The organism is Rudaea cellulosilytica DSM 22992, from assembly GCF_000378125.1.
GTDB lineage: Bacteria > Pseudomonadota > Gammaproteobacteria > Xanthomonadales > Rhodanobacteraceae > Rudaea > Rudaea cellulosilytica.
Genome location: NZ_KB899241.1, coordinates 952,454 through 967,823 on the forward strand (window position 1 = coordinate 952,454; position 15,370 = coordinate 967,823).

Annotated in this window: 18 protein-coding genes; 11 read left to right on the forward strand and 7 right to left on the reverse strand. The window is 63.1% G+C overall.

Annotation, left to right across the window (positions count from 1 at the left end; translation table 11 throughout):
• Nucleotides 1–106 precede the first annotated feature (106 nt).
• Together F455_RS22390 and F455_RS0104300 are read left to right on the forward strand one after the other, a co-directional pair.
• Complete coding sequence (locus tag F455_RS22390) at nucleotides 107–997, forward strand: cupin domain-containing protein (protein WP_245539936.1); 891 nt, start codon at nucleotides 107–109, stop codon at nucleotides 995–997.
• 52 nt (nucleotides 998–1,049) lie between these two features.
• A complete protein-coding gene (locus F455_RS0104300; RefSeq protein WP_051084121.1) occupies nucleotides 1,050–1,637 on the forward strand; it encodes a YdeI/OmpD-associated family protein in 588 nt (195 codons plus the stop codon).
• A gap of 126 nt (nucleotides 1,638–1,763) precedes the next feature.
• On the opposite strand, the gene F455_RS0104305 is transcribed toward F455_RS0104300, so the two are convergent.
• The 3 genes from F455_RS0104305 to F455_RS0104315 all read right to left on the reverse strand — a co-directional run bounded on the left by F455_RS0104305 (nucleotide 1,764) and on the right by F455_RS0104315 (nucleotide 4,163).
• On the reverse strand, nucleotides 1,764–2,750 hold the full coding sequence (locus tag F455_RS0104305) for a catalase family peroxidase (protein ID WP_018972040.1): 987 nt from the start codon (nucleotides 2,748–2,750) through the stop codon (nucleotides 1,764–1,766).
• A 542-nt stretch (nucleotides 2,751–3,292) separates the two neighbouring features.
• Nucleotides 3,293–3,769, reverse strand: coding sequence for a helix-turn-helix domain-containing protein (locus F455_RS0104310; protein WP_018972041.1), 477 nt, complete (start codon nucleotides 3,767–3,769; stop codon nucleotides 3,293–3,295).
• 16 nt (nucleotides 3,770–3,785) lie between these two features.
• On the reverse strand, nucleotides 3,786–4,163 hold the full coding sequence (locus F455_RS0104315) for an HU family DNA-binding protein (protein ID WP_018972042.1): 378 nt from the start codon (nucleotides 4,161–4,163) through the stop codon (nucleotides 3,786–3,788).
• Between the two features lie 420 nt (nucleotides 4,164–4,583).
• On the opposite strand from F455_RS0104315, the gene F455_RS0104320 reads away from it, so the two are divergent.
• Nucleotides 4,584–5,135 carry a hypothetical protein gene (locus F455_RS0104320; protein WP_018972043.1) on the forward strand — a complete coding sequence of 184 codons (552 nt, stop codon included), beginning with the start codon at nucleotides 4,584–4,586 and terminating at the stop codon, nucleotides 5,133–5,135.
• A 64-nt stretch (nucleotides 5,136–5,199) separates the two neighbouring features.
• A complete protein-coding gene (locus tag F455_RS0104325) occupies nucleotides 5,200–5,799 on the forward strand; it encodes an LON peptidase substrate-binding domain-containing protein (protein ID WP_026293060.1) in 600 nt (199 codons plus the stop codon).
• Here the strand turns inward: F455_RS0104325 and F455_RS23625 are convergent.
• Complete coding sequence (locus F455_RS23625) at nucleotides 5,765–5,971, reverse strand: hypothetical protein (protein ID WP_425413736.1); 207 nt, start codon at nucleotides 5,969–5,971, stop codon at nucleotides 5,765–5,767. The two genes, F455_RS0104325 and F455_RS23625, sit on opposite strands and share 35 nt — an antisense overlap.
• 122 nt (nucleotides 5,972–6,093) lie before the next feature.
• Here F455_RS23625 and F455_RS0104330 point away from each other — a divergent pair, with 122 nt between their 5' ends.
• From F455_RS0104330 to F455_RS0104340, 3 genes are all read left to right on the forward strand, one after another.
• Nucleotides 6,094–6,912 carry an SDR family oxidoreductase gene (locus F455_RS0104330; RefSeq protein WP_018972045.1) on the forward strand — a complete coding sequence of 273 codons (819 nt, stop codon included), beginning with the start codon at nucleotides 6,094–6,096 and terminating at the stop codon, nucleotides 6,910–6,912.
• 70 nt (nucleotides 6,913–6,982) lie between these two features.
• Nucleotides 6,983–7,414 carry a VOC family protein gene (locus F455_RS0104335; protein ID WP_026293061.1) on the forward strand — a complete coding sequence of 144 codons (432 nt, stop codon included), beginning with the start codon at nucleotides 6,983–6,985 and terminating at the stop codon, nucleotides 7,412–7,414.
• A gap of 45 nt (nucleotides 7,415–7,459) precedes the next feature.
• Nucleotides 7,460–8,683 carry an acetylornithine transaminase gene (locus F455_RS0104340; protein WP_018972047.1) on the forward strand — a complete coding sequence of 408 codons (1,224 nt, stop codon included), beginning with the start codon at nucleotides 7,460–7,462 and terminating at the stop codon, nucleotides 8,681–8,683.
• Nucleotides 8,684–8,713: 30 nt separating this feature from the next.
• Here F455_RS0104340 and F455_RS0104345 read toward each other — a convergent pair whose 3' ends face one another.
• Nucleotides 8,714–9,583, reverse strand: coding sequence for an NAD(P)-dependent oxidoreductase (locus F455_RS0104345; RefSeq protein ID WP_018972048.1), 870 nt, complete (start codon nucleotides 9,581–9,583; stop codon nucleotides 8,714–8,716).
• 11 nt (nucleotides 9,584–9,594) lie between these two features.
• The gene (gene speA / locus F455_RS0104350) at nucleotides 9,595–11,484 is read right to left on the reverse strand and encodes an arginine decarboxylase (protein WP_033409224.1); all 1,890 of its coding nucleotides are present in this window, start codon (nucleotides 11,482–11,484) and stop codon (nucleotides 9,595–9,597) included.
• A gap of 135 nt (nucleotides 11,485–11,619) precedes the next feature.
• Here speA and speE point away from each other — a divergent pair, with 135 nt between their 5' ends.
• A complete protein-coding gene (gene speE / locus F455_RS0104355; RefSeq protein WP_018972050.1) occupies nucleotides 11,620–12,477 on the forward strand; it encodes a polyamine aminopropyltransferase in 858 nt (285 codons plus the stop codon).
• Between the two features lies 1 nt (nucleotide 12,478).
• On the opposite strand, the gene F455_RS22880 is transcribed toward speE, so the two are convergent.
• A complete protein-coding gene (locus F455_RS22880; protein ID WP_169337292.1) occupies nucleotides 12,479–12,958 on the reverse strand; it encodes a PGPGW domain-containing protein in 480 nt (159 codons plus the stop codon).
• Here F455_RS22880 and F455_RS0104365 point away from each other — a divergent pair.
• The 3 genes from F455_RS0104365 (at nucleotide 12,957) to F455_RS0104375 (ending at nucleotide 15,345) form a co-directional block, all read left to right on the forward strand.
• A complete protein-coding gene (locus F455_RS0104365) occupies nucleotides 12,957–14,111 on the forward strand; it encodes a hypothetical protein (protein ID WP_018972052.1) in 1,155 nt (384 codons plus the stop codon). The two genes, F455_RS22880 and F455_RS0104365, sit on opposite strands and share 2 nt — an antisense overlap.
• A gap of 58 nt (nucleotides 14,112–14,169) precedes the next feature.
• Complete coding sequence (locus tag F455_RS0104370) at nucleotides 14,170–14,802, forward strand: nucleotide-binding protein (RefSeq protein ID WP_018972053.1); 633 nt, start codon at nucleotides 14,170–14,172, stop codon at nucleotides 14,800–14,802.
• A 78-nt stretch (nucleotides 14,803–14,880) separates the two neighbouring features.
• A complete protein-coding gene (locus F455_RS0104375) occupies nucleotides 14,881–15,345 on the forward strand; it encodes a SixA phosphatase family protein (RefSeq protein WP_018972054.1) in 465 nt (154 codons plus the stop codon).
• The last annotated feature ends 25 nt before the right edge of the window (nucleotides 15,346–15,370 follow it).

Sequence of the window (15,370 nt, forward strand, 5' to 3'; positions counted from 1 at the left end):
TGTCGAAAATCACGACAGTGGTTCGTCGTGTGGTTGTAGGCCGAGCCGCTTGTATAGCGGCTGCTAAATGCCTCAACTCGTCCGGAAAGTCTGGAATGGGGTCCGCATGAGGGCCTTGGACCGGACTTCGTTGAAGCCGTTCGCCGCATCAAGTCGCAGGACGGCCCGGATCTCATCCTCGGGTAGCGGCACGCTGACTTCAATCCTGCTCGAACACGGGCTCACAGATGAAGTCGTGCTGGCCGTCAATCCAGTCCTGCTGGGCGCGGGTAAACGCTTTTTTTGCTGCGGGAACCCCGGCCCGTGCGTTCGAGCTCATCAGCACGCAAGCCCTGCCGTCCGGCATCATCCTCAGTACTTACAAGGTCGCCGGGCCGTTGAAGACAGGATGACATCAGGCCAATATTGCGAAGCTGTGCTCAGCCCTCGTTTAACCGTACTGTCGCGGCGCGGTTGCATTAGCATCCCAGGTATCGCGGCGACGGCCGCTTATCTGACTTCGGTGAGCATGGTGAACAAATACATTTGGTCTGCTCTTCTTCTCTGCCTGTTTGCGTCTGTTTGCGTGGCAGCCACGGCCACTGCACAAGGCAACAGTGCAACCAAAGTGATCACGCCCAGAGAACTCTCCTTTGTTCAGGTTTCCGAGGGAGTACGGCTGAAGGAACTTACCGGCCGCTCGGCTCCGCCCGCTGCCAAATCAACCATGGGCAGCGTTGCATTATTCGAACTCGACCCAGGTCACGCGAGCGCTTGGAGCCACAACAAAGTCGGTGAAGAGTCTTTCTTCGTCCTCGACGGGCACGGTGAAGTTTGGACAGGTGCGGTAGCGCATCCAGTAGGTCCTGGCGATTACATATTGATTCCGCCTTCGGTAGTCCGTTCCATTCGAGCCAGCAAAGGCGAGATCCTCAAGTTTTACGCCATCACGACGCCGGCATGGAGCAAGGACGATGATGTTCTGGTGCCGGCTCCGAAAGGGGCACCTGTTCAGTAGACATCAAGCGCTTGCAGACGATTAACTGGCACGAACCTGAGTTGAACCACTTATGGGCAAATTACCTTCCCGTGCTCTGCCGGAACCACGGAGTTTTCGATCATCAAAAGAACTTCGCGCATGGATGGCGAAGGAGCACGCCCGAGCCGGTGTTCTGCTCCTGCGGATTTTCAAGAAGGACTCTGGTGTTCCATCGGTCACATATGCCGAGGCGCTTGACCAGGCGTTATGTTTCGGTTGGATAGACGGGCAAAAGCTGCCGCTTGATGCAAACTCCTGGGTGCAAAAATTCACTCCGCGCGGAGCGAAGAGCGGTTGGTCGAAGAGAAATGTTGCGCATGTGGATCGGCTTATCCAGGAGGGCAAAATGACGCCCGCTGGTCTCAAGGAGGTGGAAGCGGCCAAAGCCGACGGGCGCTGGGCCACTGCGTACGATTCCTCCGCTAACGCAACGGTGCCTGCAGAGTTCGTCAAAGAGCTCGCACGTAACCCCAAGGCAAAGCAATTCTACGCGACGCTCAACAAGGCCAACCTGTATTCGATTGCCTATCGGTTGCAAACAGCAAAGCGCTCAGAGACAAAGCTCAAGCGTATAGAGCTGATTATCGATATGCTCGCGCGCGGCGAGAAATTTCACTGACTGCTAGGCCGTGCTTCCAAGCACGGCAATTCGCCGCTCCAGCGTCCATGACCGCCGATCCGAAGCTGGTCTCTCCAGGTGCGGCCGCCGACAGGCAGCGGCTGCATTTCTTCGATGTTCAACTTCTCATTGACTGCGGCGTGAGAACGACACGGCGTACGCTCCGGTGCGAACCACGGGCAGAGTGTCGTCGGACAACTCGATGCCATCTGTGAGTGCTGTTGGCATGAACAAGAGTTTCTTTTGCGCCTCCGTGCTGTCCGCCACGGGCTTGTCCAAGGTCAAGGTGCCCAGTTCAACGACTTTGCGGGTATCGGGCCAGGGTTGGCTGGGATCCTTGGTTTGGTCGTCGGCGCTGGCCAGCTGCGCTTTCAGATGAAACACCACTTGCTTTCTAGCGATTCGCTGCGGCAGGTCGTCCACGAGGAAGTCCGGAGACTTCTTGGAAGCTTCTTCGGGTTTGAGGTGCACGACCTGTTCGGGCACCATCTGATAGCGCACCGCTTGTTTATGTCCCGCCTTGTCGACCAGCAGGAAGGCGTCGATACCGTAGTACTCTTCGTCCGCGAAACTGGCGGGAGTAGCCACCGTCGCGAACGCCTTGTCTACCGCAGGGTGGCCGGCTTTGAACTGATCCAGCTTCGTCGGCTTTGGGCTCTCTGGCGCGCTTTCGCTGATCGCAACGAGCAGATCGCGGAACTCTTCGCCGGAGGCCACCGGAAAGAACTTGAGCGAGTTGATCACCATGTCGGTGCTGGAGCCACCGGGCAGATGATACTTGATGGCCATGCCGTGAGGGTTAGCGCCGGGCGAACCGTCTGCTACGGTGGGCAATCCCCCTGAATCCGAGAAGCGCACTGTCACCGGGATTACGCTGCCATTGAAAATGGCCGCCCGGCTGAGCTTTGCGGCTTCCGGTGTCGCCTTGAACGTTCCCTGGGCCACAACGCCTTTTGCGTGATTTGCACGAAATCCGGGATGGGAACCGTATATCTTGTTGAGCGCATCGACGATCTGAGTCGTAAGCGGCGCGTCCGCCGCCAAGGCCATGGGCGACGTCAGTGCCATCGAGACGGCAAGAACACTAAGAGATTTCCACTTCGAGATAGACATGGGTGCTCGTTCCTGGCGGGTTGTTCAAGTTTTGGATTTTGGTCTTCCGATATCCCGATCGCCCTGCGTCGATCCGTCATTCCGCTTCATGGACTTTGGCGATTTTCGATTCCGTTGGCAACGGGGCGCAAGTCGGCATGACTCATGCTCGTGCGCGAACTGCATGCTTGCGGCAATTCGAACGAGATTTTCCCAGCTGATTTTGACAATTCCTAGGGCTCGCCGAAGCAACAAGAGCAGCGCCGCCTGGATGTCGAGGACACGGCATGTCGATGATCGAGAATTCGCGGCAACTGCACCAACTTGCGTGGAGTCTTGCCATCGGATCTGACCATGCTCGCACGGGGACCAACGCAGAGGCCTATCGCCGCTGCGCGGTGTTCGGCGCTCCATCTTCAACGTCACTCTTCGCGGATAGAGAGGAGTGGACGCATAGTGCTGGGCGGCAATGTTTTTGAGCGCAAGCAACCTGTGGAGAAGAAACAGTCATTTCTTCGCCGGGCAATTCGAAGCCACAACCATTTGGTCGAGAATGGCTTGTTCTAAGCTGTGCTCTTCTTCTTGGCACGCGGCGAGCGCGACGCTTTGATTGCATCAAGGCGCTCTTGCGCTTCACGCTTTCCAATACCACGCATCGCAATGATCGCCGCGAGCTGTTCTTTCCGCGGCGTGGCCTTTTTCGTTTCCCAGTTGTAGATCGACTGCTCGCTGACGTCGAGCAGCAAAGCCAGTTGCGCCGCGGACAGGCCCAGCCGCAAACGCAGCGAACGCAGCCCTTTCGCTACGAACCTGACGGGACGATCAGGCAAGGTTCGTGGATTGCTGTCTCTTGCTGCGACATTCGTTCGCTTCTCGAGCGAAGCCGACTTCTTCTGCAGCGCTGCAACTTGTCGCTTGAGCGAGGCGATATCACGCCGGTAAGCGGCCGACGCCTTCTTTACGCTCGCTACCGTCTTGCGGATCTCGCGTCGGCAAAGACGCGAGATTTCGTCCTTCAGGAGAACACCTATATTGGGCATAGATCTCAGCCGAGAATCACGAAGCAGCGTCTTTGAGCTTCTTCAGCGGGCGCACTTTCACCCGGACCGAAGCGGGCTTCGCGGCAAACCACTGTTCCTGCTTGGTGAACGGATTGATGCCCTTGCGCTTTGGCTTCGCGGGAATGCTGGCGACGGTAACTTTGAACAGGCCCGGCAGGGTAAACGTGCGTGCACCGTTCTTGTTGACTGAACCGACCACAGCGCCTTCAAGCGCGGCCAGTACGGCGCGGACATCCTTGGCCATGACAGCAGACGAGTTGGCGATGTATTCGACCAATCCGGATTTGCCGAGAGCCTGCTTGATCGGCTTGGCTGCGGCCGGCTTCGTGGCGGGTTTCGCCGCTGCTTTTTTGGAAGCTTTCTTAGTAGCCATGATTTTCCCCACGGTGATGTTTAAGTTAGTTAGGAGACGATGATCTAGATAATAGCGTGAACAGGCGTCGCACAAAATGCAAGGTTCAACGGTTCAAACGGTGCGGCTCTCGTTGACGCTTGAGCTGGGCGGCCGTTACATGCTAACCCAACTTCAGTGCTTCGGTCTGCTTGAGCCGTAGATTAGCCATTGCTCATCCAAACCGCACTTCCCGGAACAATCCGGTCTGACGCGCAAGACTATCACTTCTGCTTTCCGGCGGCGCATCGTTGCAATTGGTTTATGAATCCGCCCGGACTCCGATGAACGTCGCTGGACCACGGACAAATTGCCCCGCTTACGCAACACCCATAACGAAGTGGACTGGCGCATGACGTACTTGTACCGTCGAGTTACCCAAACGCCGGAGGAGTACGCGCGATGATGCGATTCACTCTATGGGTTCTGCTCGCCGTTTCAGGCGCCAACGCGGCAGCCCTTGTCGAGCTGGGCCGCTACGACAACCGCGATCAGGCTGCCAAGTCGCCGCGCGACGTGGACTCCGCCATTCCACAGGTCACGCTGACGATCGAACCTACGCCGCAAAACGATTTCGCGCTTTGGCATGTGCACCTGCAGACCGACGCCGAGTCCACCTACGAACAGACGTGGGCAATGCAATCGCGCACGGAGCATGACGGCAGCGCGTCGCTGATTCCCTATTTTCAGTTCAAGCAAATCGTCACGCCTTCCGCAGCGGCATTTGACGCCCAAAGCTGGCTTTCGCTCGAGGCCTGCGCGCTGCGCGGCGAGTTCGGCAAGACACGCATCCGCGCGATGTCCGAAGGCGAGCCTTGCGCCGCGGCGATCATGAACGTCGGCGCGCGGCGCGCACTGTTGCCGGTAGGCATCGAGCGCAACGGCGCGCGCTTGCAGCTCGATTTCAATCTGCGCGGCAAGCGCACGCGCATCGAGCTGCAGCGCCGCGAATGACGGTCGGCGGACGCGCCGGCGTCGCCGCCATCCGCTCCGCGGTCAACGGACCTATACTGCGGCGGTGAGCTCCAGGCAGACGACCGATATCCCGCTGTTTCCACTCAACAGCGTACTGTTCCCGGGTGGGGAAGTCGGTCTGCGCATATTCGAGCCGCGATATTTGGACATGGTGCGCGACTGCGCGCGCACGAACTCGCCGTTCGGGATTTGCCTGATCCTTTCCGGTACCGAAGCCGGCGAGCCCGCCACGCCCGCGGCGATCGGCACGCTGGCGCACATCGTCGATTTCTCCACCACGCCCGATGGCCTGCTCGGCATCCGCGCGCAAGGCAGCCGGCGCTTTCGTCTGGCCCATTCGCGCGTTCGCGACAGTGGCCTCGCGCATGGCGAGGTCGAGTTGTGGCCGGACGAGGCCCACGTCGAAGTACCCGTCGAATTCCATTTGCTCGCGACGATCCTTGAGCGCCTGCTCGAGAAAATAGGCGGCACGCATGCAAATGCGCCGCGCGCGAACTTCAACGACGCGAGCTGGATCGGCTTCCGTCTCGCCGAGCTGCTGCCGCTTGAGAACCGCGAGCAGCAAATGCTGCTGCAGACGGTCGATCCGATCGAAAGGCTGGCTCAGCTCATGCACGCGCTGCCGCGCTTCCAGTCGGGTTGAGTCGCGTCCGACGCGTCAACCCGTGCCGATCACACAGCACCGCGGCCAGTCCCGCGCTGAAAAGCACGGCCGACCCGGGGCTCACGGCTACGGCAGGGGCGGCCCTGACAAGGACCGCGCCGCTCAGCACCCGCAGAATCTGCAGCGCACCGAGCAGAACGTATAGCGGCACCAGGCAGCCAGCGTATCGGTTTGCCCGAGCGGCGCAACCGGCATGCGCACCGCCGATGCTGGAGCGCCCGCCGCTGCTGATGCATCATTCACCGCGACGCTTCGTCATCGATCGGGACCGACATGGGCTCACTGCAGGGCAAGACGCTGTTCATCACCGGCGCCTCACGCGGCATCGGCCTCGCGATCGCGCTACGCGCTGCGCGCGATGGCGCGAACGTGGTCATCGCGGCCAAATCGGACGTGCCGAACCCCAAGCTTCCCGGCACGATCCACAGCGCCGCCGCCGCGGTCGACGCAGCCGGTGGCAAGGGCCTTGCGATCCGCTGCGACATCCGCGAAGAGAGCGAGGTGCGTACCGCGGTCGAAATCACCGTCTCGCGTTTCGGCGGCATCGACGTGCTCGTCAATAACGCCAGTGCAATCTGGCTGCGCGGCGCGCTCGATACACCGATGAAGCGCTTCGATCTGATGAGCGAGGTCAACTCGCGCGGTACCTTCCTCTGCGCGCAGGCGTGCCTGCCGCATCTGTTCGAGTCGGCTAACCCGCACATTCTTACCTTGGCGCCGCCCCCGTCGCTTGATCCCAAATGGTGGGCGCCGCACACCGGTTACACGCTGGCGAAGATGGGGATGAGCTTCGTCACGCTCGGGTTTGCCGCCGAGTTCGCCGACAAGGGTGTCGCGATCAATGCGCTGTGGCCGCGCACGCTGATCGCGACGGATGCGCTCAACATGATCCCGGGCGTCGATGCCGGCAACGGCCGTAAGCCAGCGATCATGGCCGATGCGGCGCATGCCATCCTCACGCGCCCCGCGCGCGAGGCGACCGGCAAGTTCTTCATCGACGATGACGTGCTGCGCGCCGCCGGCGTCACCGATTTCTCTGCCTACACGGTCGATCCGTCGAAACCGCTGCTGCCTGATCTGTTTCTGGATTGAATTGAATAGCGCGGACAGGATGCCCGCTTTTGATCTCGCGATCACGGACGATCGCAAAGGAGAACGCACCATGAAATATCTGCATACGATGATCCGTGTCCGCGATCTCGACGCCTCGCTGAAATTTTTCTGTGCCGGCCTCGGCCTCATCGAGACGCGCCGCGTGGAAAACGAGAAGGGCCGCTTCACTCTCGTCTTCCTCGCCGCGAAGGAATCGCTCGACGCCGAGATCGAACTGACCTACAACTGGCCCGACGCCGACGGCAGGACCGAGGACTACGGCAGCGCACGCAACTTCGGCCACCTCGCCTTCCGCGTCGACGACATCTACGCCACTTGCGCGCACCTGCAGGCGATGGGCGTGACGATCAACCGCCCGCCGCGCGACGGCCACATGGCCTTCGTGCGTTCACCCGATTTGATCTCGGTTGAGCTGCTGCAGGACGGCCAGCTGCCGCCGCAGGAGCCGTGGGCGTCGATGCCGAACGTGGGGACGTGGTAGCCTCGCGCACCCCCATCGTTCCTGTCGACAATACTCGAGTTTCGCATGCCCACCACCGCCGACCTGCTCGCCGCAGGCAAACGCTACTACGTCCCGATCTACAAGCCGCGCGAGACGATTCTCGAACGCGGTCAAGGTTCGCGCGTGTGGGATCGCGATGGCAAGGAGTACGTCGATTTCGGCGCGGGCATCGCCGTGTGCGGGCTCGGCCATTGCGATCCCGATCTCGTCACAGCGCTCAGCGAACAGGCCAGTAAGCTCTGGCACACGAGCAACGTGTTCTATTCCGAACCGCCGTTGCGGCTCGCGGAAGAGTTGGTCGAAGCCTCGCGCTTTGCCGAGCGCGTGTTCCTATGCAACTCGGGTGCCGAGGCGAACGAGGCGGCAATCAAGCTCGTGCGCAAGTGGGCCGCGGCAAACGGGCGCCCGCCCGAGAAGCGCGTGATCGTCACGTTTCGCGGCAGCTTCCACGGCCGCACGCTCGCCGCGGTGACGGCGACCGCGCAGCCGAAATATCAGGAAGGCTACGAGCCGCTGCCCGGCGGTTTCCGCTACGTCGACTTCAACGACATGGCCCAAGTGGAAGCCGAGTTCGCGAAGGGCGATGTCGCCGCAGTGCTGGTCGAACCGATCCAGGGCGAAGGCGGCGTGATGCCGGCCACATCGGGTTTCCTGCGCGGCCTGCGCGCGCTCTGCGACAGGCATGACGCCCTGCTCGTGCTCGACGAAATTCAGTGCGGCATGGGCCGCACCGGCCAGCTGTTCGCGCACTGGCACGACGAGATCAAACCCGACATCGTCACGCTGGCGAAGGCGCTCGGCGGCGGCTTCCCGATCGGCGCGATGCTGGCCGGTCCGAAGGTCGCCGAGGTGATGCAGTTCGGCGCGCACGGCACCACGTTCGGCGGCAATCCGCTCGCTGCAGCGGTCGCGCGCGTCGCCCTGCGCAAGCTGGCGTCGCCGGAAATTTCCGCGAACGTCGCGCGCCAGTGCGATGCGCTTACCGCAGGCCTGCAGTCGATCAACGCCGAGTTGAATGTGTTCGACGGCGTGCGCGGCCGCGGCCTGATGCTCGGAGCCGTGCTCGCCGAAGCGCACAAGGGCCGCGCCTCTGCGATCCTCGATTGCGCCGCGCAACAAGGACTGCTGCTTTTGCAAGCCGGGCCCGACGTGCTGCGCTTCGTGCCGGCGCTCAATATCGGCGATCGCGACGTGGCGGAAGGGCTCACCCGCCTCGCGCTGGCGTTGCGTACCTTCCTGAAATCGTAGTCCGCGACACGCCGCGGATATCCGCGTGCGTTATCCGTTGCGCCGCTTGAGTCGGAGCACCGCGGAAACATCCTCGTCGCCATAGCCCTGCGTCATCAGCTCGGCGAAATCCGCCAGCGATTTGTCCAACGTCTCATGGCCGACACCGGCCGACGCCGCGAGATCGCGCGCGATGCCGAGGTCCTTGTGCATCAGGGCCAGCTTGAAGCCGACGTTGAATTCGTTGCGCATCGCCGAGGCGCCGCGCTTGTCGAGATACCAGGACTGCGCGGCGCCGCCCGAGAGCGTGGGCAACAACACCGCTGGATCGAGCCCAAGCGCTTCAGCCAGCGCGAGTCCTTCGCCAATACCCTGCATGACGCCCGCGATCACGGTCTGGTTGACCGCCTTTGTGTTCTGGCCAGCGCCAATGCCGCCCAGATGCGCGATGCGCCCCGCGTAGGCTTCGAGCACCGGCCGCACGCGCGCGAGCGCGTCCGCATCGCCGCCGACCATGATCGAGAGCTTGCCGTTCTTCGCGCCCTCGACGCCACCCGAGACGGGTGCGTCGAGAAAATCGCCGCCGGCGGCGCGCATGATCTTCTGCGCTTCGATCGCGGTCTTCGACGACACGGTCGAATGATCGATCACGATCGTGCCTGACTGCACCTGCGCTGCGATCGCGCGCGTCACCTCGAGCACGTCAGCGTCGGCCGACACGCACAGCGCGATGACGTTGCAATGTTTCGCTAGCTCGCCGGGATTCGCCGCGCCGAGCACGCCGTGTTCCTGTGCGAACGCCTGCGTCTTCGCCATGCTGCGATTGGCAACGCCGGCCAGCAGACCCGCGCGCTTCAAGTGCCCTGCCATGGCCCAGCCCATCGCACCGAGGCCGATGAATCCCGCTTTGATATCTGCCATGTTCGTCTCGCTCAATCCTCTGCCAAATACGTGTAACCCGTCAGCCCAGCTTCGAGCGCGGCCTCCAATCGTTTCGCTTCGTCGCCCACAATGTCCGCACGTGCAATCTTGTTCGCGTACTCGGCGCGCAGCGCGGCAAGATCGTAGCCGACGTAATCGAGCATCAGATCGGTCGTGTCGCCGCGACGCAGGTGCGAGAACTCATAGCCGCCAACGGCAGTGAGGCGCACGTTGACGGCGTCGGTGTCACCGAACAGGTTGTGGATGTCGCCCAATGCCTCTTGATAGGCGCCGACAAGGAAGATGCCGAGGCGATAGGTTTCGCCCTCGGCCGGCGCATGCACCGGCAGACTGACGTCGATGCCATCGGCGTCGACGTAATCGTCGATACGGCCGTCGGAGTCGCAGGTCAGGTCGGCGATGACGGCGCGGCGGTCGGGTGCGCGGTCGAGGCCGGCGATCGGCACGATCGGGAAAATCTGGTCGATCGCCCACGAATCGGGAATCGATTCGAAGATCGAGAAATTGACGAAATATTTGTCGACGAGCTTTTCGTTGAGCTCGTCGAGCGCCTGACGGTGCGCGCGCTCCTCGGGCTTGAGGCGCAGACGCAGCGCATTGACGATCGCATAGTACAGATCGTCGGCACGCGCGCGCTGGCGCAGCGTGAGCTGGCCGAGCGCGAACAGGCTATGACCTTCGCTCCAGTGATGCTGCGCTTCGTGGTACAGCTCGATCACGGAACGCTCGCCAATCTCGCCGTGAATCTCGCGCAGGCGACGCAAGACAACGGGCTCGTCGGAATCACTCGGCGGAATACGTCCCTCGGGCGCGCGCTCGATGTCGCTGACGTTAGTGACGAGCACGGCATGGTGCGCGGTCATCGCGCGACCAGTCTCGCTGATCACGTGCGGCGGCGCGAAACCGTGCTCGGCGCAGGCCTGGGCAATCGGCTCGACGATCGTCGACGCATACTGGTCAAGGCCGTAGTTGATCGAACAGGCCGAGCGCGAACGCGTGCCTTCGTAGTCGACGCCGAGGCCGCCGCCGACGTCGACGTAGCGGATCGGCATGCCGAGCTTGCTCAGCTCGACGAAGTAGCGCGTCGCCTCGCGCATGCCGCTGGCGATGTCGCGCACATTGGAGATCTGCGAGCCCATGAATACGTGCAGCAGTTGCAGCGAGTTCGTCAGGCCGGTCGCCTTGAGCTCGTCGATCAACGTGAGCAACTGGCGCGGGGTCAGGCCGAACTTGGATTTCTCGCCGCCCGTGTTCTGCCATTTGCCCGCGCCGAGACTGGTCAGGCGCATGCGCACGCCGAACAGCGGTTCGACGCCGAGCGCCTTGGCTTCTTCGAGCGCCGGCTTCAGCTCGGACGGTTTTTCGATGACGATAAACACGCGCAGGCCGAGCTTGCGCCCGATCAAGGCGAGGCGCAGGTATTCGCGGTCCTTGTAGCCGTTGCAGATGACGATGCTGCCCGGATGCGCGAGCGCAAGCACCGCCATCAATTCGGGCTTCGAGCCGGCTTCGAGACCGAAGCCTTCACCGCCAGCCTGGGCGAGTTCTCCGGCCACGCCCTTCTGTTGGTTGACCTTGATCGGATAGACCGCGCTGTAGCCGCCGGCGTAGTCCCATTCCTTCATCGCCTTGGCGAACGCGCCCTGCAGGCGCGCCAAGCGATGGCGCAGGATATCGGCGAAGCGCACCAGCAACGGTAGGCGCGAGCCCTTGGCACGGGCCGCGTCGACGATCGTGGGCAGGCTGAACGCCGGACCGTCGGCGCCGCGCGGGCGCACGAGAAGATCGCCGCTCGCGTCGACGTCGAAATAGCCTTCGCCCCAGTGCGCGATCGCGTATTGCGCGCGCGCGTCGTCGGTGGTCCAGCTCTGTTTGTTCAATACCTTGCTCCACACGGCGCACCAAGCCGGCGCCAAAGAACGCGTATTGTAACGGCCTAGTTCTGCCGTTGCGTGTCCTTGTCATTCGCAGCGGCTACAATCGCGCCCCTTCCCCTTTTTGCCCGCGGAATGCCCATGTCGAACGAACACACCTTTTGGTTCAACGAAGAGCACGACTACTCCGGCTCGTCGATCGGCTTTCGCGTGACGAAAAAGTTACACGAGGAAAAGACGCCGTTCCAGACGATCGCGATCTACGACACGACCGACTGGGGCAAGCTCATGACCATCGACGGCTGCATGATGGTCAGCACGCGCGACAATTTCTTCTATCACGAGATGATGTCGCACCCGGCGCTGTACACGCATGCGAATCCGAAGAACGTCGTCATCATCGGCGGCGGCGACTGCGGCACGCTGCGCGAGGTGCTCAAGCACAAGGGTGTCGAGAGCGCGATCCAGGTCGAGATCGACGAACAGGTGACGCGCCTGGCCGAGAAGTATTTCCCCGAGCTGTGCGAGTCGAATAATGATCCGCGCGCCCAGCTGCTGTTCATTGACGGCATCAAATGGATGGCCGAGGCGAAGCCTGAATCGCTCGACGTCATCATCATCGATTCGACCGACCCGATCGGGCCGGCCGAAGGCCTGTTCAACGCGGCGTTCTACGCGACCTGCCTCAAAGCGTTGCGCCCCGACGGCATCATTGTGCAGCAGAGCGAATCGCCGCTGGCGCACCTGCCGTTGCTCACCGACATCCGCAGCGCGCTGACCACGGCCGGCTTCGAATCGCTGCACACGATCTGCTTCCCGCAGCCGTGCTATCCGTCCGGCTGGTGGAGCGGCACGCTGGCGCGCAAGCGCGGCAAGCTCGACGCATTCCGCGAAACCGATGTGGCCGCAAAGCCGTTCGCGACTCAGTACTACAACCTCGACATCCACAAGGCCGCGCTCGCGCAGCCGGAGTTCCTCAAGCGCGCTTTCGGCGGCTGATTCATTCGCGCTGCGCCCGCCTCGCCCGCCAGCGCGCCCAACATGCGCTGGCATGGAAATCGAAGCGGTCGAGCCAGCGTGCAATGAGCAGCGATTCACCGGCAATCAGCGCCGCGCCGATAGCCATCACGAGCAGGCCCGGTCCCGGCGTCACCAGCATGAGGATGCCGGTCAGGAAAACCAGCACGCCGCCGATTACGGCAAAAATTGTGCGCGCCGGGTGCGGATGTGCCTGCCGCCGGCGGTGTTGGCGGCGGAAGCGCGTGCCGCTGCGCGAAGCGAGAAATGCGCGCAAATGCGCGCGCAGCCAATCGAACATGTTCGGTCCATCGTGGGTCCTGTTGTTGTGATGCCGTCGCGCGCGACGAAGTTCAAGTCCCCGTTTGCGGCATTTGATGGACGCAAGCTGAACCGCTTGCCGCGGCCGCCTCCGGCATGCGGTTACACTTGACGGCCGTATCGTTTCGGAAAGGACGGCCATGTCTCGCATCACGACCCTGATTTTCGCCGCCTGCGCCGTGGCCGGCGCGGGCCATGCCCCGATCGCCGCCGCGCAGGATGCCGCAGCGGCACCCAAAGTCGCCGCAACGGCGCCGGCGAAGAAGGCCGCGGCAGCAAAAGCGGCCGCGGAAAAGAAACCGGAAACCGCGGCGGCGCCGGCCGAAGACGAGGCATTCAAGCTGTTCCGCCGCGACCTGATCAACCTGCTCGCGCTGAGCGGCGATGCGCGCAAGCAGATCGCGGCGGCACAGTTCGCCGCACCCGACCAGAAGGACTCCACGCGCTCTGCGGTCAAGAAGACGCCGGCGCTGGTCAAGCGCGCGCTCGAACTCGGTCCGCAGGATCCGCTCGTGCTCTGGATCGCCGCCTCGAACGCCTGTCTGGACAAGCCGGGCTGCGCCGATCCCGCTGCGTTGAAGACGCTGCAAGGCATCGACGCGGACAACACAGCGGTCTGGCTGCTTTCCTGGCCTGCCGACGACAATGCGGGGATGCAGCGCGCCAGCGTCATGCGCATGGCGCAGACGCAGCGCTACAACGACTACTGGGGCACCGACGTCGCCGCGCTCTATCGCGCGCTGGAGATCCTGCCGGTGCCAAAGGAAATCGTCGCGCTCGGCCTGAGTTCGGAAAGCGCACGGATCAATTTCGCCACCTCGATCGCAAGCGCCTTCCTGCCCGTGCCGCTGCAGCGTCTGCACCAGTTCTGCACCACGCTCGACGCGGCCAAGGACGAGGCTGCTGTGGCCGATTGCATCGCCGTAGCGCGCAAGCTCGAGGCCGGCGGCACGTTCGTCGCCCAGGGCATCGGCTTCGCCATCGAGGAAGCGCTGTTGCAGCCCGGCGTCGACAAGGACGTGATGGGTGCGCGCCGGCGCTCGGCCGCGTGGCAGAAGGAGAAGTTCATGGAACTTTCCGGACGCTTCTCGCGCGAACCCGCGCTAGCACAAGCCTATGTCGATGCGCTGGAAAAGGAGCCGGACGCGTCCGCCGCGCTGATCGCCTTCCTGCGCGGACAGAAGCAACATACCGACCCGCCCGGCGATTGGCAGCCGGCGCCGCCGCCGAAGGCGGCGGATGCGCTGACCTCACCCGCACCCTCGCCCCCACCCCCACCGGCCGCGCAACCCTAGCCGGCGTCCGGGCTTGACGTGTACTCTTGGGAAACGAACGTTCTCCAGGAGTAGCGCGATGCTCAAGATTCTGGTGGCTAATTCGAAAGGTGGTTGCGGCAAGTCCACGATCGCCACCAACCTCGCCGCGCACTACGCGCAGGACGGCAAGAATACGCTGCTCGTCGATGCCGACCGCCAGGGCTCGAGCCAGAGCTGGTGCGAGAAGCGCGCCGGCTACACGACGCCGGTGCTGCCGCTGGCCGGCACGCGGTCGGACTGGCGCTCGCACGTGCCGAAGGGTACCCAACGCCTCGTCGTCGACGCGCCGGCGGCGATCCGGCCGCAGGATGTCGACGCCTTCCTCGACGACATCGATGCGGTGCTGATCCCGGTGCTGCCTTCGCGCATCGACCTCGAAGCAAGCCAGCATTTCATCGACGGCGTCGTTGCGCTGCCGCGGGTCAAGCGCGGCAAGGTTGCGGTCGGCATCGTCGCCAACCGGCTCAAGCCGTGGACGACCGCCTCGCAACTGGCGATCGAGGAGATGAAGGCACTGCCGTTTCCGCTCGTTGCGCAGATCCGCGATTCGCAGGCTTACGTGCTCATGGCCGGCCTTGGCAGGAGTATCTTCGACTACTCCTCCGAGACCGTGCGCTCGCATCAGGAAGACTGGAACAAACTGTTGCGTTGGCTGAAGAAGCTTGGCTGATCCCGGTCACGGCCGACCGCTGCACACGATGCCTTGATCCCGTTTCTATCATCGACTTTTACAAACCCGGACACAGGCATGACCCGAGAACTGATCCTGCTGCGGCATGCCCACGCCGAGAGCGCCAAAGCTGGCGGCGACGACGCGACGCGGCCGCTTTCCGCGCGAGGTATCACCGAAGCCGAAGACGCCGGCGCCTGGCTGCGCGAGCACCACGCGCTGCCCGCGCGCGTGCTCTGCTCGCCCGCGCAACGCGCGCGGCAAACCCTCGAGCGCGCGCTCGGCGAGGTCGGCGCGATGCTCGAACCGCGCATCTACGACGCGACCGCGGGCGGCTTGATCGCGCTGATCGACGAGCACGTCGATGTCGGGCGCCTGCTTTTGGTCGGCCACAATCCCGGCTTCGAGACCGTCGTCGCCCTACTGACAACCGGCCAGTCGGGCGACTTCCGCGGCATGCCGCCGGGCGGTATCGCCTGGATCGAACTCGCCGGCGCAGCCGAGCCAGGCGCCGGCAGGCTCAAGGCATTCTGGGCGCCCTGAAGTGGCAGACCCGGTCATCCTGGGC